Annotated in this window: 15 protein-coding genes, 1 other RNA gene and 1 pseudogene; 8 read left to right on the top strand and 9 right to left on the bottom strand. The window is 58.3% G+C overall.

Annotated features, from left to right (window positions below):
• The first annotated feature begins 1 nt into the window (after position 1).
• From drmA to APH42_RS29345, 4 genes are read left to right on the top strand one after another with little or no spacing between them, the layout of a single operon-like run.
• A complete protein-coding gene (gene drmA / locus APH42_RS18750) occupies positions 2 to 4,036 on the top strand; it encodes a DISARM system helicase DrmA (protein ID WP_232858647.1) in 4,035 nt (1,344 codons plus the stop codon).
• 2 nt (positions 4,037 to 4,038) lie between these two features.
• Entirely contained in the window at positions 4,039 to 5,895 is a 1,857-nt protein-coding gene (gene drmB / locus APH42_RS18745) for a DUF1998 domain-containing protein (RefSeq protein ID WP_060493985.1), read from the top strand.
• Position 5,896: 1 nt separating this feature from the next.
• The gene (gene drmC / locus APH42_RS18740; RefSeq protein WP_060493984.1) at positions 5,897 to 6,673 is read left to right on the top strand and encodes a DISARM system phospholipase D-like protein DrmC; all 777 of its coding nucleotides are present in this window, start codon (positions 5,897 to 5,899) and stop codon (positions 6,671 to 6,673) included.
• Entirely contained in the window at positions 6,673 to 7,089 is a 417-nt protein-coding gene (locus tag APH42_RS29345; RefSeq protein ID WP_256217837.1) for a very short patch repair endonuclease, read from the top strand. The genes drmC and APH42_RS29345 overlap by 1 nt, the downstream gene beginning before the upstream one ends.
• Here APH42_RS29345 and APH42_RS18735 read toward each other — a convergent pair.
• Entirely contained in the window at positions 7,040 to 8,104 is a 1,065-nt protein-coding gene (locus APH42_RS18735; RefSeq protein WP_060493983.1) for a DNA cytosine methyltransferase, read from the bottom strand. The genes APH42_RS29345 and APH42_RS18735 overlap by 50 nt on opposite strands.
• Positions 8,105 to 8,216: 112 nt before the next feature.
• On the opposite strand from APH42_RS18735, the pseudogene APH42_RS30850 reads away from it, so the two are divergent.
• From APH42_RS30850 to APH42_RS18720, 4 genes and pseudogenes are all read left to right on the top strand, one after another.
• Positions 8,217 to 8,510: pseudogene (locus APH42_RS30850) on the top strand (transposase); the annotation flags it as partial.
• 218 nt (positions 8,511 to 8,728) lie between these two features.
• Positions 8,729 to 10,930: a hypothetical protein gene (locus APH42_RS18730; protein ID WP_060493982.1), complete on the top strand. Its 2,202-nt coding sequence runs from the start codon at positions 8,729 to 8,731 to the stop codon at positions 10,928 to 10,930.
• Position 10,931: 1 nt separating this feature from the next.
• Entirely contained in the window at positions 10,932 to 12,899 is a 1,968-nt protein-coding gene (locus APH42_RS18725) for a hypothetical protein (protein ID WP_060493981.1), read from the top strand.
• 37 nt (positions 12,900 to 12,936) lie between these two features.
• Entirely contained in the window at positions 12,937 to 13,686 is a 750-nt protein-coding gene (locus APH42_RS18720) for a hypothetical protein (protein ID WP_060493980.1), read from the top strand.
• A 353-nt stretch (positions 13,687 to 14,039) separates the two neighbouring features.
• Here the strand turns inward: APH42_RS18720 and radC are convergent, their stop codons facing one another.
• The 8 genes from radC to APH42_RS18680 form a co-directional block, all read right to left on the bottom strand.
• A complete protein-coding gene (radC, locus tag APH42_RS18715) occupies positions 14,040 to 14,537 on the bottom strand; it encodes a DNA repair protein RadC (protein WP_060493979.1) in 498 nt (165 codons plus the stop codon).
• 51 nt (positions 14,538 to 14,588) lie between these two features.
• The gene (locus tag APH42_RS18710; protein ID WP_060493978.1) at positions 14,589 to 15,503 is read right to left on the bottom strand and encodes a hypothetical protein; all 915 of its coding nucleotides are present in this window, start codon (positions 15,501 to 15,503) and stop codon (positions 14,589 to 14,591) included.
• Positions 15,504 to 15,580: 77 nt separating this feature from the next.
• Entirely contained in the window at positions 15,581 to 16,585 is a 1,005-nt protein-coding gene (locus APH42_RS18705) for a YqaJ viral recombinase family protein (protein ID WP_060493977.1), read from the bottom strand.
• Positions 16,586 to 16,660: 75 nt separating this feature from the next.
• Complete coding sequence (locus APH42_RS18700; protein ID WP_060493976.1) at positions 16,661 to 17,629, bottom strand: DUF932 domain-containing protein; 969 nt, start codon at positions 17,627 to 17,629, stop codon at positions 16,661 to 16,663.
• 71 nt (positions 17,630 to 17,700) lie between these two features.
• Positions 17,701 to 18,030 carry a hypothetical protein gene (locus APH42_RS29335; protein ID WP_082421425.1) on the bottom strand — a complete coding sequence of 110 codons (330 nt, stop codon included), beginning with the start codon at positions 18,028 to 18,030 and terminating at the stop codon, positions 17,701 to 17,703.
• Between the two features lie 340 nt (positions 18,031 to 18,370).
• Positions 18,371 to 19,627, bottom strand: a complete 1,257-nt coding sequence (locus APH42_RS18690) for an integrase domain-containing protein (protein ID WP_060493974.1) — start codon at positions 19,625 to 19,627, stop codon at positions 18,371 to 18,373.
• A 183-nt stretch (positions 19,628 to 19,810) separates the two neighbouring features.
• Positions 19,811 to 20,209, bottom strand: a transfer-messenger RNA (tmRNA) gene (gene ssrA, locus APH42_RS18685).
• A 99-nt stretch (positions 20,210 to 20,308) separates the two neighbouring features.
• On the bottom strand, positions 20,309 to 20,599 hold the full coding sequence (locus APH42_RS18680; protein WP_060493973.1) for a hypothetical protein: 291 nt from the start codon (positions 20,597 to 20,599) through the stop codon (positions 20,309 to 20,311).
• Positions 20,600 to 20,704 lie beyond the last annotated feature (105 nt).

Raw genomic sequence — 20,704 nt, 5'->3', positions numbered from 1 at the left:
AATGAGCTTGGAAGAGATGGTGCAGAACAGCACCCCAGAGGCTTGGATAGTCGTCGATCGTGGCTTGGGGCGTGACATTCGCTTGGCCGACGAGGTCGTCTATCTAAGAGGAAATCATCCCGCGTTGCGCGAGGGGGCCTGGGTGCTAGTTTTGAACCCAGCTGGCGGCGTTGTGCGTATCGGTCATGTCTTGCGTATCCGAGTCGACACGGAAGGCACTTCCCTGTATTTCGATAAGGCCCAGACGATAGCGCCTGGGGTGGGGATTGGTAGCACCGGTTTGCTGCCTCCGACCGCTGGCAGCGTCGTACGAGCGCCCTGGACAAATTTCGCAGAGGCTATTCCCCGTGTGCTGGGTATCACTCTCGCCGATATTCCGCTGATCGAGAACGAGGCTTACGTTCGCGAGCTTTTGCAGTTCGCGATCATGGACGACCTTCTAGGGCCTGCCGGTGGGCCGGAAGAGCTCATCGTCGATATGAGCGTTCGCGACCGATACCTCGTCGGCAAGCTTGCGCCGATGGAGAACTCCGAGCGCGGCGAAGATGTGGCTCCGCCGGAAAAGAATGAGGACGATGAGCCAGCGGATCTGGAACCGAAGGCACAGTCGAGTAAAGTCGATTCACCTCCGAAATCTGGTGGTGGGGATTCCGAGGCAGAAGAGGAAGTGGATACGGCCTCGAATCAATCGCTCGCACCGTCGAGTTTGGGCTTCACTTTTTGCGTCGATGGCGATGCGGAAAGTCTTGAGGTGGTGGTGAGTTGGGGGCGCTATGAGCGCTTCGAATCCGATGACCCGGCTCATGCCAAGGTGGTCAAGAAGGCAGTACGTGACGCCGAAGGTCGAGTGATCAAGACCACCGAGCAAGTTCTCAAAGCTAAAGTCTGGCGGCGTAAGCCTTCTGGTGGAACCTTCCAGTTGGCGCTGAAGGATGGAGTGATTTCTCCGGTCACCCCTGATTCTGCATGCCAAGATGTGATCATCCAGGGTACGGTGCGTTCACCCAACGAGAAGGGTGAACGATTGATCACTCTGTTTCTGGTGAATGGCCAAACGGAGCCTGATGAGAATCGCGATACCGCTTGGGTGTTCCAGCCGGAAATCCTCGTACGAGCCAATGACAAAAATTCGCTGAAAGATATATTCCGCCGCCGCCCAGCATTGGAAGCCGATGCTGGCGCTGCGGACGATGACGATTTACGCGAGCGCTTGGCGCTGGAGATGATCTATCGCGATCGGGTCGAGTTCGCAGTAGGGCACGGTGTTGCAGTGCATGCAGTGTCTGGTCCAGATGTGGCAAGGGCGATAGAGCTGCGCACTGCGGTGATGCCGCAATACGAAGTGCCGGTCACCGAAACACCGGGTTTGGATCCGCAGGATCGGCCAGCGATGCGCAGATTGGTCGACGAAGGTCTGCTGGATATGAAGGGACTGGCAGAACTGGAGAAAGACCAACTTGTCGCTGCACTCGGAATACTTACCGAGGACTATGCCGCATGGATCAAGGATCAGCGTGCACGCACTGATAGGGATGTGGCTGGCTATGCGCAGCAAGCCGATGAGGCGCTGAGCCACTGTGAGTCGATCCTGATTCGTCTGCGTGAGGGTGTGGAGTTATTGGCTGCGGATGACAAGGCCTTGGCGGCTTTCCGTTTCGCTAACCGAGCGATGGCGATCCAGCGGGTGCATAGCGCGTTCGCCTTGCAGCGCCGTCGCGGGCGCACTGTCGAGCTAGCGGAGTTCGATGTACCGAAGAACCGCTCTTGGCGTCCCTTCCAGTTGGCTTTCCTGCTGCTGTCCGTTCCTGGGCTTACCGATCCTAAGCATACGGATCGCACTCAGCCTCTGCAGGCTTATGCAGATTTGCTCTGGTTCCCAACTGGTGGTGGTAAGACTGAGGCCTACCTGGGGGTGGCTGCATTCACAATGGCAATCCGCCGCTTACAAGGAAATTTGGGGGGCTACGATTCGTCTCGCGGGCTGGCGGTGATCATGCGCTACACCCTGCGGTTGCTGACTTTGCAGCAGTTCCAGCGGGCTACCGCGTTGATCTGTGCGATGGAACATATTCGTCGGGAAGCATTATCGGCAGGTGATAAGTCCCTTGGTGAGAGCGCTTTCACAATCGGTCTTTGGGTCGGTAACAAGGTGACGCCTGGGACTACCGAGGATAGCCATAAGTTCATCGAGGCCATTCGTACCCCAGGGCGAAATCCCACCGGAATGGCTTCGCCGGCGCAGCTGACAGGTTGCCCTTGGTGCGGAACCGAGATCGACCCGAAGAGGGATATTGAGGTCGACAAGATATCAGGGCGTACGACGATCTATTGCGGCGACAAGCTGAGCACCTGTGACTTCTCTCGTGGTCGTTCGAGCAAGCAGGTACACCCTGGTTTGCCGGTGATGGTCGTGGATGAGGAGATGTACCACCGCCCGCCGTCGATGATGATCGCCACGGTGGACAAGTTCGCCATGATGGCGTGGCGTGGGCAGGTACGGAACCTCTTCGGCCGGGTATCGAAGGAGTGTTCCCGCCATGGATTGCTTTGGCCTGGCTCGGATTGCAATACCGGCCATAGGGCTGTTGCGGGTAGGGCTGCTGCTTCGGTCAAGGCTATTTCTCAGGTGCGGCCTCCGGATCTGATTATCCAGGACGAGTTCCACCTGATCAGCGGTCCCTTGGGAACCATGGTAGGTCTCTACGAGAGCACGGTCGATGAGCTGTGCACGTGGCAGTTCGATGGCGATGCTATCCGGCCGAAGGTGATCGCCTCCACCGCTACCGTTCGTAAGGCGCAGCAGCAGGTCAACAACGTCTTCATGCGTCAGGTATCGGTTTTCCCGCCCCATGGCTTAGACGTCGAGGACAACTTCTTCTCGGTGCAGCGGCCCATCGAGCAAAAGCCAGGACGGCGTTATCTGGGAATCTGCTCTCCGGGCAGCTCACGGCCGGCGATGTTGATCCGTGTCTACACGGCAGCGCTGACCGCCGCTCAAGCACTATTCGATCGATTCGGCAAAGCTGCCGATCCTTACATGACCATGGTGGGCTACTTCAACTCATTGCGAGAGCTGGGAGGCATGAAGCGTCTAGCCGAGGACGATGTGCAGACCCGTGCGTACCGTGTCCAAATGAGCATGGTGCAGCGGCCTGGCCTGGCCCAGCGCAGCGTCATGAATATCCGTGAACTGACTTCCCGGGTTTCCAACCAGGACATCCCCAAGTATCTCGATCAGCTCGAAGTGATGTTCAAGTCCGAATGGGATCCTGAGCTAGGTAGGTACGTGACCAAGTGGGAGGAGGGCGATGCACGTGCCATCGACATCGTTTTGGCGACCAACATGCTGTCGGTCGGCGTCGACGTCAATCGGTTGGGCATCATGGCCGTCAACGGTCAGCCGAAAGGAACGGCGGAATATATTCAGGCAACCAGTCGTGTCGGCCGACAATTCCCTGGGTTGGTCTGTACCGTACTGACATGGGCTCGCCCACGCGATCTTTCGCATTACGAGACCTTCGAGCATTACCACGCGACGTTCTACAAGCACGTCGAGGCGCAATCGGTCACTCCGTTCTCGCCGCGTGCGATGGATCGAGGTCTGACCGGGGCGATGCTGTCGCTGATCCGTGGCAAGAGCGATCGCTTCGCTCCGAACGAGGGGGCGCAGAGTCTCAAGCAACCTAATCAGGTGGAAATGCTGGATGCGATGAAGGTGCTCGAAACGCGTGCCGACAACATCGCGGAGGCCCCTGCGAAGAAGCTCGCTAGCGGCATGCTCAAGCAGCGGGCGGATCAGTGGGTGAATGAGGTAATGCAGGGCAATCGTATCTTGGCGTACGAGAAGCGTGGGCCTGAGAAGGATCTGACCTATGCCTTGATCAAGGCACCTGGAACGCATACGTGGGATAACTGGACGGTGCCCATGTCGATGCGCGAGGTCGAACCTGGCGTTCGCTTGGTCATGAACTCAGCGAAGATCAAAGACGATATTCAATGGAAGCCTCGCCCCGCGGCGGCTGATAAGGACGAATGAAGATGGCGCACGAAAAGACTCCCGTTGGCTCGGTACGGCCCAGCCAACTGCTATGGACCTATGGTCCAGGTGCCCTCATCGATTTGCCGAATCTGTCGGTCGTGACTTCAGGTATCGACATCTGGGAGAGGGATCGATGCAACCTGGTGATTGAGAATCGCCTGCTCGCCGCGGTGCAGAAAGCGCTTGGTCCTCAGGTCGAATCACTACGAATGCCGCCTATCAGCAAGAGCGAGTCGAATGACACGAGCTCTGCGGAGGCTAATGTCGGTGTGCCGGTAAGGCCGTTCCCTCGTTGGTTGCGCTGTGTGAAATGCGGGCTGCTCTCGCCTTACGACAGCGGGTTGTTCGAGTTGAAGGAAGGGTATCGCCGCCCTGAGGCGACTCGTTTCGTGCATCAGGGCTGTCGCGGTTCGAAGGGCGATCAGCCTGCGAAGGATGCCGATGCTGTTCCCGCACGTTTCCTTTTGGCTTGCAAGAATGGGCATCTGGATGATTTTCCTTGGCAGTGGTTCGTCCACAGCGGCCCCAACGATTGCAAAGGCACGCTGCGTTTCTTCGAGAGTGGCGCATCCCTTCAGACCGAGAACCTATGGGTCAAATGCGATACTTGCGGCGCGGCGCGGAACATGGCTCATGCCTTCGGACAGCTCGGTAAGGAGAACCTGCCGGGCTGTCGTGGACGGCATCCTCATTTGGATCAGTTCGATCCGGATTGCGATGCCGAGCCGCGGGCCGTCCTATTGGGGGCTACCAATAGCTGGTTTCCGGTCTCCTTGTCGGCGTTGGCGATACCTCAGGCAAAAGATGGTCTAGCGCAGCTATTGGAAGATGGTTGGAGCTTCTTCAGCGATCTGGAGTCGCTCGATGAGGTTCCTCTGACCATCAAGCTATTGAAAAAGACTGGCTCATTGCCTGGAATTGACCAATATTCCGCAGCAGCCATTTGGGCGGGCATCGAGGCTCACCGCTCAGCAGATGGCGAGAGTGTCACCGAGGCTGATATCAAAGGCCCCGAGTGGCGGGTGCTGATCGCCCCGGTGCCGGTGAATGACTATCCGCATTTCTTGTCCGAGGCAGTTGCCGTTCCTCAGGGCTACCAAGGCAAGATCGCCAGGGTATTGTTGTTGAAGCGTCTGCGCGAGGTGAACGCTTTGCTCGGCTTCACGCGAGTCGAGGCGCCTGACGACTCCGGTGGCGTTGGAGTTGGACCGATTCAGGCACCACTGTCACGTACGAAGCCCGATTGGGTCCCCGCGAATCAGGTGCACGGTGAGGGTATCTTCATTCAGTTCGACGAGCAGGCGATAGCTGAGTGGGAGCAGATAGCTGACGTGCAGGCCGCCGACATGAAATTGCGCGGGGGGCACAAAGGTTGGCGAAACTCCCGCCGTCTCTGTCCTCCGGAAGACGGTTATCCAGGTGCTCGTTACGTGATGCTGCACACTCTGGCGCATCTTCTGATCCGCGAGTTGGCGTTGGAGTGCGGATACAACGCAGCCAGTATCAGAGAGCGGATCTATGCCGAGTTGAATGAGGATGGCAACCAGTGCGGCTTCATCATCTACACAGCCGCTGCGGACTCCGATGGTACCTTGGGTGGATTGGTCGAGCTGGGCAAGCCCGAAAACTTGGAGCGCCTACTGGTTCAGGCTTTGCGGCGTGCGCGCATTTGCTCCTCTGACCCTCTGTGCGCGGAGCATGATCCCCGGAAAGACCGTAGTTTGCATGCAGCGGCATGCCATGCTTGCTCCTTTGTCGCGGAGACATCGTGCGAGCGTGGCAACCGTTATCTTGACCGGGCGATGGTCGTGCCGACTTTCGAGAATGCCAAAGCGGCATTCTTTCCGGATGCTTGAGATGCGAGAGCTACTCGCAGCGGTGTCCGAGTTGGTTTCCATAGTCTCCTATGACCGCGTAGCAGCTTTGGCGGCGAAGATCAGAGGAATGCAGGTCGCGAGGGCCGGTAATCTGAGGGTGGGGGCGCTGTCCGCGAAGGCCGACAACGCGCTCAGAGAGCTGGTCGATGGCTGGAAAGCGTCGACCATCAGTGGCGAGACGTTGGCTGCCATGCTCATGGCCGCTGCGCATGCGTTTCGTCATGCCGAGGGTCGGCAGAGGGTCGAGCTGGTGTGGACTGGGCCGACGACCGAACTCGTTCCTGCTCGGCGAACCGAGCAGGCTTTGATACAAGTGATCGATGCTGCTCAGCAGCGGTTGTTCATCACCAGTTACGTCGCTTACGACATAGAGTTGGTAGCTAGAGCTCTGAAGTCAGCGGCAGTGCGGGGTGTGAGGATCGAATTTCTGATGGAGCTTTCGAGCGCGCAGGGTGGCAAGGTTAGCATCGACCCTATCGGGAAGCTGAAGAAGATCGTTCCCGATGCGCTGTTTTACGTCTGGAAAGACAAAGATGCTGCTTTCGTCAATGGCAGCGTGCACGCGAAGGTCGCGGTGGCGGACGGGGCATATTGCTTCATCACCAGTGCCAATCTGACGGGGTATGCGATGGATCAGAATATGGAGGCTGGGGTATTGATATCTGGCGCTCCCTTACCCGAGCAACTTCATCGACATCTGGAAGCTTTGGCGATGACGGGAGTGGTCGTTCCTATCGATGGTCAGGGGGATGGCTAGTGTCGCGAAGCGACATCATGCGGGCGGTCAAGCGTGCCCATACAAAGCCAGAGATTATCGTGCGCCAAGCGTTGCATGCTCTTGGGCTCCGATTTCGTCTGCATCGTCGTGATCTTCCTGGTTCGCCGGACATAGTCCTGCCTAGACTCCGGACGGTAGTCTTCGTGCATGGGTGTTTCTGGCACCGGCATCCTGCTTGTCGCTTCGCGACCACACCTAAGAGCAGGCAGGAGTACTGGCTGCCCAAGTTCGAAGCGAATGTAGAGCGTGACGCGCGTAAGGAAGCCCAATTGCGAGAATTGGGCTGGCGTGTGGTGGTGATATGGGAGTGTGAAACGAAAAGCCTAGAGGCGTTGGAGGCACGACTCAGGCTTGAATTCGACGTTCCGCTTGGCGAGCCGCCTCATAAGCCCTAACGTGTTGTACAAGGCTTTCTCCGATCACTTCCCCCAGTCGCACCGGAACCGCATTTCCGATCATACGACCCACGGCTTTAAAGGTGATCCGTTCTGGTTCCATGAACGCGTAGTCCCTAGGAAAGGACTGTAGGATCGCTGCTTCACGCAGAGATAGCGCGCGAGCCTGCTCAGGGTGGCCGAAACGACCATTCCCGAAACCGTAGCAGAGGGTAGTCATCGTCGGGCTAGGGCGATCTGCGCGCATGCGTCCGTAGACGCTCGGATACGTTTTGCCGCTCGCTTTGCGATGACATTCGGCGACCAGCTCTGGCGGCCAATCTTTCCAGGTTCCGCCTGGCCTGGAGTGAATGATACGGCGCATGTTGATCGGGGTGAGTGTTGCTGCCCTGTGAAGTGGATCGTTCGGGTCGCATTCTCCGGCGGCTAGGCGAGGCAGTGCGCCGATGACGTCCTCGACATTGACCGGGGCGTTCAAGTGTGTAGGTGGGATGATGCTTATTGGCATCCCCAGTTTGGAGGCGAGCAGTACATGTCGGCGGCGCTGTTGCGGCAAACCGTAGTCGACGCAGGCTACGCGCCCATCCCATATTTCGTAATCTTGATCCCGGAGGCTCTGCACAAAGTCGTGGTAGACCTCGTGCTTGGTGACATCAGGGACGTTCTCCATGGTTACCAGGTGAGGCTCGGTTTCTTCGATGAGGCGGCTGAAATGATAGAGCAGCGGCCACTTGCGATCGTTGCGGGTATCTTTGCCTTGGTTGTAGGTCGAGAACGGCTGGCAGGGCGCGCAACCGGCCAGCAATCTGTATCGGCCAGGGCGATACCAGGCCAGCAGCTCTTCGGCCGTCACTTCCTTCACATCTTTGGTGACGAAGGCAGCCTGGTTGTTCTCTTGGTAGGCGTACGCACATTGGCCTTCGATGTCATACCCGGCATGTACCGTAATACCGGTGTTTCGCATGCCAGCGGTAAGGCCGCCAGCGCCACAGAAAAGGTCAACAGCATCGATCATGGGATTAGGCCCTCCTAACGGAAGGTATTCTAGCTGGAACTTGTATAAAGATCGAGCACGATAATTAGGTTAGTTGTAAGCGTCCGACGAACTCAACTTCCGAAGCTCTTATCCGAAACCATTCAAGGCTCAGGTCGTTCAGGAATACCTGCAACCCGGAGCATCCGTTTCCAGCGTCGCCATCCGTCACGGTATCAACGCCAACGTCATCCGCAAATGGATGCCTCTTTTCCGAGATCAGGTCGTAACCTCGGCGCCGGCATTCGTTCAAGTAACAGCTGCACCCAAACGATCAGCCGAAGCGTTGGCAATCATCAAGCTGTCTGTGGCCGGTCAAGCGATCACAGTGAAATGGTCCGCTTCAGATCCTGAAGGCTGCGCGCTTTTTATTCGGGCTGTTGCTTGATGATCCGCATCACGCTTACTTTTTGGGCGACGGAATGGGCTGTAATGCTCAAGTATCTATATAGAGGGCCGATAGGGACTAGCATCTACCCCCTGATGCCGCTACGCCGCAGTGCCACGCTTAGCACATTCATTTGTATTGCTTAGACGGCCACTGGCCGGCGTTTGTGCCGAAGCTCGCATGCTGCGGCCCCTTGATGATCGAACGAGGAAACCACAGTGACCCTGCAGTCCCCGGAAGCCCTACTTGAACACCTGAACAATGCCTTACGCCATCTACGTGGCGCCTGCACTGTCTTGGACAGTGATGACATTGACAGCAAGCTGTTGGCCGTGATGCGCCGTTTGCTGCTGGCCCAGGTACTGGGCGACACCTGGGTGGTGGCGGTGGGCGGCTCCCAAGGGGCGGGCAAAACCACGCTGATGGCCAGCCTGTACGGTTTGCTTGATACCGAGCAAAAGTGGCTTGAGGGCAACGAAGGGCGCGGTGAGAAAATGCCCGTATTGGTCCTCGAACAAGACGGCATGAAGCAGGCGCAAGGCTTCGTGCGCCGCCTGGTGCAGAATGAGAGCGCAGCAGGCTACAGGCTGCAGGATGTGCAGGTTGAAGTGGCTGACTTTCAAAAGGCGATTAGCGACCCAAACGCTGAGGACCTGCTGCCGGTGCTGCGGGTGCCGCGGCGTTACTTCAACCGTGACAACCAGGCTTGGCTACTGCTGCCGGGCTACGAGCGACAGGACCGTGAAAACCGTGCCTGGCAAGAGCTGATGCGCCAGGCCATGATCGCCGCCGCCGGCTGCATTGTGGTCACTGACGAAACCCGCATGGCCAACCAACAGCAGGTCGAGATCGTCAAAGACATGCTGGCAGGTGAACTGGCCGGTGTGTACCCCTACGTGGTGGTTACCAAAACCGAGTCCAGCCAGGGCGATGACGCCAAGCGCCAGGAACTGCGCAACAGTGCACAGACCACGTTTCAAGTGGCGCCAGAGCGTGCCGAGACGCACATCATCCTCACCGGTACTGACGACTCCGATTACATTACGCAGTGGCTGCCGCAGCTTGAGCGCGCGCTGTACGGCCTCAACTTCACCGGGCAGGCCAACCGCCATCTGCAGATGAGTGACTTGTCCGAGTTGCTGGGCAAAGACCTTACGCGTGTGCTCGGCTTGATCAGTGGTAAGGCGCAGTTGTACTTCAACAATGACACCAGTTCCGAGGGTGCGCGGGTGCTGGAGCTGGTACTGAGCGAGTTCGACGATGCGGCGCAGGCCCTGCGTGAAGAGCACCTCAAACAGGTCAATGAAGTGGTGGGCCATGCGCTGGACCGTGCCAGCAAAAAACTCGACGAAGCTCTCAAGAACGACCACGAAGGTTTCAAGAACTGGCTATCAAACGTGTTCGACACCACTAGTGAAACCAGAATAAAAATGAAGGCGGTGGTCACCAACGCCTGGGCTGATGGCGCCGCACCACTGTTCACCCAGTATTCGGGGGAGTTAGAAAAACTGACGGCCAAACGCTTGGGCCGAGACGCCACAGTACCTGCCGTGGGGGCCGCAAAACCGTTGCTGGCGGCAGCGCCGTCACGTGCGCTGAAGCAGGTCGGCTATATGCACAGCTCTGGGGAAATGGTGCGTTTTAACGCGCTGACGCCTGACGCCACCCACGATGTTCGGCAACTGCTGAGTGATCCTGTGCTGGATAGCAATGCCGTCTCGCAGCCGTTCAGCAAGGCGCTGAGCAAAAGCGTGAAGCTGATCCCGGCACTCTCGCTGGAATACACCCGCCTGGTCTATGCGCTACCCGAGGTGGTAGGGCTCAAGGATGGCCTAGTGCTGGCCGATGCTGTACCGGCTGGCAATCTGGTTGAGGACGGCGTGCAAAGCCTAGGTGCAGGCGTTGAGCTGGGTAAAACCGCGATCAAGTCTTTGGCAGCAGTGATGGCGGTGGATGTGGTCAGCGATGGCAAGGCCGACATCCTCAACACCCTGCTTGGCAACACCCAGATCACCAGTGCTGACCCAGGCGCCACCCTGCCTATAGTACCGCCTTCGCCGCACCCGGCGGCGATTGCAGCGACTGCCGTCGTTGCTGCGGCGTACCTGACCACGGTTGCAGTGACGCGGCTACGTTCGTTCGAGAAAGCCGCCAGCGCCCAGGCGCACACCATGCTGCATGGTGTTCACGATGCCCATGTCGAGCACCTGCGTGTGCAGTTCGATCAGACTATGGCGGTGGCCCGGGCGCGCATCGTCGACTCGATACGCGCACGCTACAAGATGGACGAATCCTTGATGCTCAAGGATCGCCTAGCGTGCGCGCTAACCACGGTGAAATCACTGGCCGGCGACCTGCGCCATGACCTTGATGCCTCGGCCACCGGCCTGAACGTGCTCGCGGCCGGGCGCGGTGCTTGAGATGGCGCCTGAGCGCGCGCCCAACCTGGCTGTGGCGCACTGGCATGGCTTGAGAGTAGAGCATCCGCAGTGGGCCCTACGCGCTTATGCCCGGCTGGTGAGCACCCTTAGCCCGCAGGTGCAGCAGCGCTTGCAGGTCAAGGAGGCTGAGGCCGAGCCTTACGTGGTGGTGTTCGGCAAAACCCAGGTTGGCAAAACCACGCTGCTGCTCGACCTTATGGGGGTTGCCCCGACGCAGATGGCCAGGGTATCGACAGTGTTACGCGGTGGCCGCGAGGCCGGCCAGTCGGCGACAGCCACCACCATGGAGTACTGCCGCTCTGCCAGCGAGCAGTGGGGCCTGGGGTGCCAGGGCGAGCCTAAGTGGTTTGCCAGTGACCAGGCCATAGCTGAGGAACTGGGCGGTTTGCGTGCGCGCATGGAGGCCGGCCAGTTGCACACTGGCACTGCGCCCTGGGTAGTGCACATCCCACGGGGCTGCTTTGTGGCCGACGCTAAAGGTCCGGGGGTACGCATGCTCGACCTTCCGGGAGACAAACCGTCCAACGAGCAAGAGCAGCGGCACGTGCATCTGATGGCCAAAACCTACTTGCCGTTTGCAGACTTGATTCTGCTGGTGGGCCGCGGTGATGACTTAAGCTTTTTGCGTGCCGGCGAACTTGCGCTGCCGGGCATCGAAGACTGGCAGGCCATGCCCTACCGGTTTCGGATCGTGACCACCTACTCGTATTTTGCCAAATCGGCGAAGGACTTTTTGCGCGAGCACCCCGGTGCCGGCACAGCGCAGGTACGCCAACGGCTGTTAAACGAGGCACAACGTTTCGGCGCATTCAGCGAATCGGCGCGGCAGGAGCGGTTGTTCTTCCCGCTTGAGTTCGGCAATAGCTGGCAGAACACCGCCAAGGATGACCCCCTGCTGCACAAGCGCATGGCGCCCATCATTACTGGCCTGCGCAATGAGCTGCTGGCACAGATCCGCAGCAATACTACTCCCATGGGGCGCATGCTCGGCACGCTCCAGGCGCACATTAGCGTGCGCTACATTCAGCAGCAGAAAACCTGCGCGGTTGAGCAAGCGCTCAATGTGCTGGCTACTCGCCGGGACGCATCGGAAACCGAGGTAAAAAGCTGGGCAGTACTGAGCGCATCATCTACAGCGCATTTTAAGGAGATGCGCGACGTCATGGGCACACAGCCATGCCAGCAAGGCATTGCGGCCATCGACGCAGCGGCCGAGGCCTTGCAGGAAGACCCTGAAGAACACTACTGGCCGAAAGCCGGTAGTGTAGAGGACGACCGTGAAACCCTTTACACGTTGATCAGGGACTACCGCCGGGTACTGGCAGCCCTGCGCTTGGAGGTTTCACCAAATAGCATCCCTCCCAACTTTTGGCGGCAGGTGCGCAAGCAGTTCAACGAACCGCCGACGCGCGCCATCGACAGTGCGCTGGATGCTGCCTTTGGGTGGGTGCGCGGCGTACTCAACGGCTATTGGTTCGACACCTACCTGTCATCTGACAATTACCAGAAGGACCGAAAGCGCGTACGTGCGGCCGGCGCCGAGGCCCTGGAGCTGTTGGTCGGTCTATGGAAAAACCAGTGGCTCGAAGCCCTTATGGGTACCGAGCGTGCATTTACTGAAGCCGCCAGGGCCGCTCAGGCCCAGGCCGCTGCGCACAAACAGGAAGCTGAGCACGCACTGCAACGCCACCGCTTTATTACCCAGGCCATCGCCGAAAACGCCACAGAGCTTGAGCGTATTGCTCAGGATTCCAAGGATGATCTTGAGCGCTGCGAGCGCTACGTTGGGCTTCTGAAAGAGGAGTACGGCACTGAGCTTTGCCATCGCTACACCACGGCGCTGGCCGAGGTCGAGCCGGTCGATGCGTTGCTGGGGCTGTTGTCCTGCGTTGCGTTGCGCCATCAGTACGCTGAGCTCATGCAGGTGTGCGGACCCGCGGCAACCTGAGCCTGCCAACATTCACTGTTTTTTTAGAGTACCCATCGTGAGCGACCAAACCCAGGAAAAAGAAAATAGCCTTGCCGAGTTGATGGTCAGGATCTTAAAAGAGCCGCTCAAGCCGCTGGATGAGTCGGTCAAAGGCTTGAAGGGTGAGCTGGCCGACATCAAAGAAGAGATTGAACACACAAAAAACTCCGTCGTCAGCGGTGTTGTCGACGTGCTGAACAAGCACGAGCGCAACGCTAAAAACCGGGACGAAGAAACGCTGGAGGTCCTTCGCACCAGCCTCTCTGAGCAAGCACTGGCGTTGGCTGCTATGCCTGGGCTCGTGAGCGACGCGCTGGCGGGTACCGTAACCAGTCTGCACGAGCAGCTTAATAAGCAGCAGGCAAGCTTGGCCGCCATATTGGCACAGTGGCAAACCCATGCGAGCGCCGCCCATACTGAGCAGGCCGCGAGCATAAACACCGCCGTCGCCGGCATCAGCCAGCGCCTTGAACAGCAGCAAAAAAGCGCCCAGGCTGCGCAGCTAGCACTGCTCGGCGCCCTGAAGAGCGCTGCCGAGCACTCACAATCGGCCATGGCTAAAACCCAACAAGACGGCCAAACGCTGCGCGAGGCATTTGCCACCGCCCAAGCCGAGGTACTTGGCGTCTTGCACCAGCAGGCCGAGGTGTTCAGTACCCGCCTCGACCAGAGCCAGGCTAAGGTACGCCAGCTAACCGTCATCATCGGGGTGTTTTTCGGTTCGATGATAGCGTACGTAGTGTACGACCTGTTGGGCCGGGTCTAGCGGAGCGATCACGGCGTTGGATCGGTCGCGGTAGGGACGGCAGCTACCTGCAGCCCCCCGCACAAATCCGTACATGCGGAAGTACCGCATTAAGTGTAAGGGGCAGGTTCGGAAGGTGTGTTCACCGGCCCCTTACGGTTAGTTATCATATCGCGTGCTTGGGGTTAGCTTACAACGTGTACTTCTTAGCGCCTGAACCTGCTCCATATTCGGCCATGTGCTCTTGGGGTGGATGAGGTTTGTCAGGCGGAATGCCGCTGGATTGCGACAAAAAATAAACGATAGGAAGCCATCCCGATGGTCGCCCTGGCATCAGCCAAGGGCAGTCCATCGGACGGTGTGAGCTATAGGGGTTACAGGTAACCTCGTTCGGCCAACGACACACAACCTTCATGGCCAACCACCACATGATCCAATATGTGGGTGCCGACCATGTTCAGAGCGTCCTTGAGGGTGGTGGTCAGGGTCCGATCGGCTTGGCTTGGTTCTGGGTCTCCGGAGGGGTGATTGTGCACCATAATTATGGCCGCAGCGTTGTGCTCCAAGGCGATCTTGACCACTTCTCGTGGGTACACGCTAGCCCCATCCAGCGTACCTCTGAACAGTTCTCTAAAACCTATGACCCGATGTTTGGAGTCGAGCAGCAGCAGGGCAAAGACTTCATGCTCGTGGTACTGCAGCAGTGTTTGCAGGTGACTGAAGACCTGCTTCGGCTCAGTCAAAGCCCGGCCTTTAGACAAACGGCTCATGGCCAGTTGTTGTGCCATCCGTAGGATGTCGGCCTCGGTGACGGGTGATTCCATGACGTAGGTGCCACTTGCCTCACCGGCTTTGAGCTTGTGATATTTCATGACGGCATTCCTGTACGAATGAGGGGTAGGCTGGAGAGGTTGAGCAGAGCGTTACTTAACGGAAGGCCTAATGCTGTGCACGGTAGCTTGAGCCTCCAGCTTCTGAGCCAGTGAGGGCTTTGAGGGTACTGTCGGTTGTGGCTCTGCGTTGTTGGGCTGTGTTTCATCAGCAGGGAAGAACTCCTCGACAATGGCGCCGGTGTCTTCCTCGCTGTCTTCAAAAGCGCCATTGTTAAAACCCTGCCGGGCTGCGCGATCTAAGGCGCTCTGGTCAAAGCCCGAGGCTTGCCGGGTTTCCCCCAGTTGCTTGGCGGCCAATAGGGCGTCCTCTAAACTCAGTCCACTGCGCACCGTGATATCGACGTAGAAGATCGGCGTGCCGTGGCTCTGACGGGTGGATTTGCCACGCAGACGCAGCTCCAACGGCAGGCAGGCCAGGCGATTGCCAGAGATGGCTTGCAGGTAATGCAGGCGCGCTGCCAGGGTGCGGATGCTGTTGAAGCCAGTGGTTCGGAAGACAAAACTGCCCAGTGGGTCGTCATCACCAATCATCACGTTTAGCCGACCGTAAGGCTTGCAGGCATTGCCTTGGGCTAGTGGACAGTCATCGGGTGAAGGGCAGGGCAGCGATTGGATGCCGTCCTTGGTCAAACGCTTGCAAGTTTCACCATTGCCGACGCACAACGGCCTGCCGGTGGTACGGTCGAACAGACTGTAGTCCGCACGAAAGTTGAGGTCTGGTTCGTTGAACAACAAGCGGATCGGAATGCTGCGCAGCTTGCCGTCCTGGCCATTGCGCAGCTCCTCATTGAGTGGGTGCATCAGCCAGCCGTCGCGGCTCTGGACTTGTGAAGTGATGGTGAACTGATCGTCCTTCTCCGGCTGGCGCTTGCCGTTTTTCTCGACGACCTTGCCGATAGAAATGCGCCCGAGTACCGGCGGGGTGATGGCTAAACCTTTGAGCATGGCGGTTATCCTTGATCTGAAAATAAAAAAGCCACCGGGACGTGAGCGGTCCAGGTGGCTAGGGTAAGCGGGCTGTTTCAGCCGATCAGGAAGCGACGAGTGCCTACTTTGGTCCTGGGGTAGCGAGCTTGCAGGTAGGGCTTGTCTTTGAGCATCTGTTCGGTATCCAGACCAATGCTGTCCTTGGATCTCTTCCAGCTGATGTAGCCCTCGGCAAACTCTGCACGGGTGGCTTCCCCCATGGCCTGCTGCAGAACCTGCTTGAGCCGCGCTTCACGTGTCTCCTGCTGGGCAATGTTCTGGCGAACAGACTTGAGTTCCACGAAGGTGCTGGCCAGCTCTGTGTGCTGGCTGAAGTCCAGGGTTTGTCCGTTATCCTCGGGGTAGAGGCAGCGCAAAGCCGCTTCCGAAGATGCTGTGCCATCGGCCGGTGGCGGGGTGTCACTGACGACGTAATCCCAGAACAGTCGTTCCAGGTCAATCAGCCGCGCAATCAATGCCTCGTCGCGTGCGATGCGATGGATTTCCAGTTGGTGGCCACCGAGCAGCACCGCCACATCAGCAGCCTGCTTGCCAGTGACCGCGAGCTGGTGCATGACTTGCAATTGCACGTACTCGGGCACGCCTTCTTTCCAGAGGCGTGCCCCGTTTATGCCGGCCGTCTTGCATTCGAGGATTTGCACGTCTGGGGCGCCGATCACCTCGCGGTCGATATTGGCGAGCATCCAGGGCAGCGCCGGATCGGGATGCTGTAGCACCGCGTTGATCCGTCGAACCTTGTGCTGGCTGCGCTTGCTGTAGTGCCAGGCCACGATGGGCTCCAGCACATTGCCCCAGTACAACGGGCTTTCCTCATCCTGAGGATCGGCCTTGGGCATGCTGGCATCGCGGCCAGTCTTCTCCAGCCACAGCTCCAGCTGCGACTTGTACGGATTAAGCCCCACCGCAGCGGCGGCGTCCGAACTGCCGATGCCCTGCTTGCGTATCTGCAGCCAGTCTTCCCGGGGCAGCTCTTTGGTGCTGACCAGGCGCAGGGCAGGGCGGGCTTTGCGGGTTCTGCCATTCAATGACGTTGCTTTCATCGTATTCACCTGCAGACATAAAAACGCCCGACCAGCACAAGGCTGACCGGGCGCAAGGGTTGATGTGAGTGAGAGTTAGGCGGCGAGTTGCAGCGCGGCATCCAGGGCGCGTTGCTTGATCTGCGCCCCCTGGCCAAACCAGGCCGAGTCCAGGCGGTACTCGTTGCTGCGAGCACGGCGTTTGTGGTCAACATACTCGGTCACGGCATTGAGCAGGCCCCAGGCGGTGCCGCGTGCCGAGTCGAGCTGACTGCCACGACCACGCCCTTCGTACAATTCCTGCACCTTACGCAGGGCTCGCTCATTGGGCAGCACCTCCGGCAGAGCGCCGGTCGGTGTTGTTTCGCACAGCACGTTCATGAAGAAACCCAGTGCCTCATGCCATTGCACTTTGCGTTCAGCCAGTGCTCGCATGCGGTACATGAACTCATCCCATTGTGAGACGGCGATGCCGAGTTGCTTCTTCACCGCCTTGGGATCGAAGCGAGTGTTGTGTGGCACCTTGATCGCCCTGCTGGTGCCGTCCAGGGCGATGGTCAGGGTGTTGTTGCAGACCACGCGCACGGTGGTCGGCGTTGCTGTGGTGGCCAGGGTGCCGTCGCAGGATGTCGCCAGCAGCAAATAGCCGTTCACCTGGTCATTGCCCTTGAGTGCCGCGCCTTGCCCGGTACGCGCCAGCGCCCAGAACTTGCGTCCACCCTTGAGCACGCCAGCCGTTTCCAGCTCGTAACCGGAGGCCTCGGTGAGGTCGCGATAAAACTCCAACACTTCACGCGGCTGCACCGTGTGGTAGCGCTGGGAGACCACCGACAGCGGTGCTTTGGTGTCAGAACGGTAGAGCACTTTCTGTTCCGGGAAGGAGTGGATAGTGCCAAGGTGACCGACAGTATCCGACTTGAAGTGCACTGTGCTTTCCTGAATCTGCCAGTCCATGCCGGCCTCACGTTGCCAGACCTCGATAGGCTGTTTACGAGGGAGTTGATTGCCCAGACCGTGCCACGGAGTAGTGCCGGCGTAGGCCATGGTTTCAATGAGATGAGCCATAGGAATGATTCCTTGCGAATGAGTTGGAATGAGCGTCGATTCATCAACCTCCGACGCGTGTTAACGACGGCTTAGTGGTTGACGCTGAAGCTGTAACCGCACTCCTGGCATTGGTAGTTGTGAAGCACCTTGTCATCGATCTGCTCCCCCAGCGTGGCACCGGCTATCCCGCCTGCCACTCCGCCAAACAGCCCACCGAGAAGAGCCCCAGCAATACCACCAATGGCGATTCCTACCGGCCCGCCGACAACACCAAGCACCGCACCGACTTCAGCACCCGATAGGGCGCCAGCGGCTCCACTGGCCGCACCGCCCGCGGCACCAATCAAGCCGCCTGCTTGTTTACCGATATTTTTAGTGATGACATGTCCAGAGTTACAGCTTGGGCAAGGGGTATACATGTGCAGATACTCTCAAGTGATGAGCGTGCCGAGGTAGAAACTGGCACGCCAAATCCCCCTGCAGCAGTCGATACTGCGGGGCGTTCATTGAGGTGATATAGGTTTGAAATATTTTTGGATCCAATATCGATTAATCTAGCGCTTTTGACGCAACCGGATATTGGTCCCTCAGGCTTTGAGAAGGGCGAGTAAGGTTGATAACGAAATTATGAAGAACTGGGCCGCTGGCAATCATGAGCGAAAACTGCTCTAGGTGAGCCCAAGCACATGGGTCACCATCGGCAACCCTGTGAGGTAGCGTAATGTCCGTAGCCCGCTTTCGCGAGGAACTGACGCTGGGTCAACGTATCGAGACGACTTTTTTATCTTGATTTTCTGTCATCGCTGACACCGACAGGTTGCCTGTAGCAGCTTCCTGAATATGGTTGCTCCACCACGCCATCAGAGGGCGTCTGCGTTCTATGTAATCTGCTCGGTTGTACGCGCTACGTACCTCGTCTTTATCGACGTGGGCAAGTGCAACCTCGATCAATTCAGGATCCCAGCCGTGCTCGTTGAGGATGGTGCTCGCCATAGAGCGCATGCCATGGCTTACCAAGCGCCCTTCGAAACCCATGCGCTTTAGCGCCATGTTAGCGGTCTGACTGTTGCAGTGCGTGCGGGGGTTCCGGTCTGCGGGGAACACAAATTCCCGATGTCCGCTGTATGGCTTGATCGCTTCCAGGAGCGCGAGAGCCTGCTCCGTGAGCGGGACAATGTGCGCGCGGCGCTTCTTCATGCGCTCCGCAGGAATCGTCCAGATCTTCTTCTCGATATCAATATCTGCCCAGCGGGTGGTTGCTGCCTCGACTGGCCGGGTTATGGTGTGGAGCTGCCACTCGATCAGGCAGCGGGTTGTTCTTTTTATGCTGGCATTGGCGATTGCCACCATGAGCTCTTTCAGCTCATCGGGGGGTAGAGCCGCCATGTTTTTCTTTTTCGGTTTCTTGAAGACGGAGCGGATACCGCTGAGCGGGTTCGCGTGAATCAGTCCCGAGTTGACCCCGTAGGTCATGATCTCGTTGAGCCGCTGCGTCAGTCGCTTCACGGTTTCAAGGCTACCCTTGGTTTCGAGTGGTCGGAGCAGATTGATGACTTGCGGTGCGCTGATGGCTGAGATCGGTGTGGAGCCCAAGTCCGGGAATATGTGCAATGTTAGCGAGCGCCAGATGTCCTCAGCGTAGGCCGGCGTCACAGCATCCTTCTTCAGTTCATACCAGGACGTCGCCACATTCTGGAATGTGTGCTCAGTCGCAGCTTGTTTAGCTTGCAGCACAGCATCCCGTTTCTCTTTAGGGTCGATGCCGTGGGCAAGTGCTTCCCTCGCTTCAACGGAACCTTTGCGTGCTTGCGCCAACGAGACTTCGGGGAAGGTTCCCAGTCCCATGTTGATCCGCTTCTTCGTCACAGGGTGTCGGTAATTGAAGTTCCATAGCTTAGAGCCATTGCTTCTCACTCGCATTTGAAGTCCGCCGCCATCAAATAGGACGTAGTCCTTTTCAGCAGGCTTGGCAGATTTGACTTTGAGTTCAGAGAGACGGGTAGCTTGTGCGCACATTGGCATTCCAGACTTGATTTGGCATTCCAAAAATTAGCACCTACGGGCTTGGAATGCCATTTGGAATGCCAAAAGGCGTAGCTGATCATGGACGTCCGTGGACGCCTATGGCCTTGAATGCCGCGTATTCTCTGGCTTTCAGGCACAAAAAAAGACGTCCGTGGACGTCTTTAGATGTTAATGTGGTGGAGCCGGGGGGATTTGAACCCCCGTCCGCCAGTACTCCGCTGTCGGTACTACATGCTTAGCCGTGTCTACTGATTTAATCCGCAGCCGCCCGACGGGCAGGGTGCTTTGGATGAGTTGTGTAAGTTTTAGTCACTTCGCCCACAACGTGCTACGCGACGATCCTGTTCTGTATGACAATCAGTTCGGGTTTACAGGCATCCCCTAGTGATTGCTGGAGCCGAAGCTACCAGAAGCAACGGGTCAAGAGGACCGCTTAAGCGGCCAGCTTGAACTCCGCGCCGTAGTTTTCGTCATTGGCAACTATAAAAGTTGCAACAGTGGATTTACGAGTTCTGTTACCAACTCGGCATGCACCTAGAGTTTCGCTACCGGCGTCGAATCCTAATCGGCCCCACACTAGCGTTACGCTAACGCACCTTACGGCGCGTGGGATGGAGTATACGGCATTGCGCGGGCGACGTCGACAGCCGGTCCTGTCGCCCGCCTTCGGGCTTACGCACCGCCGCTGCCGGTGCCGCTGCCTTTCTCGGTTTTTTCCAGGCGCTCCAGCACTTTGCTGGTGATGGCAATGCATTCCTTGGTGTCGCCCGAGGCCTGGGCGGCCTTGGCTTTGTCGACGTGCTCGGTGATGGCTTTGTCCAGGCCCTCGGAGGTGGCGCCGGCAGTGGCCATGCTGTCGTCGATCTTTTGCAGGTTGGTGGTGCAAAGGTCTACGGCGGCGAACACCGGCGAAGCCAGCAGGGTGGCGGCCGCGAACAGGGCCGAAAGCGCGGTACCTTTCATGGGTGTCTCCTCTGGGGCCTCTGGAAGGTGGGCCTGTAAGGTGGACTGTGGGGGATTGGCGGGGGGTCAATCGGGATGGTGGCGGGGGGGTATGGGAGGGGGGGG

Origin of the sequence: Pseudomonas sp. NBRC 111140, assembly GCF_001320885.1 — a bacterium.
In the GTDB taxonomy this organism is placed as follows: Bacteria; Pseudomonadota; Gammaproteobacteria; order Pseudomonadales; family Pseudomonadaceae; genus Aquipseudomonas; species Aquipseudomonas putida_P.
This window is presented reverse-complemented; position numbering and strand designations above follow the sequence as displayed.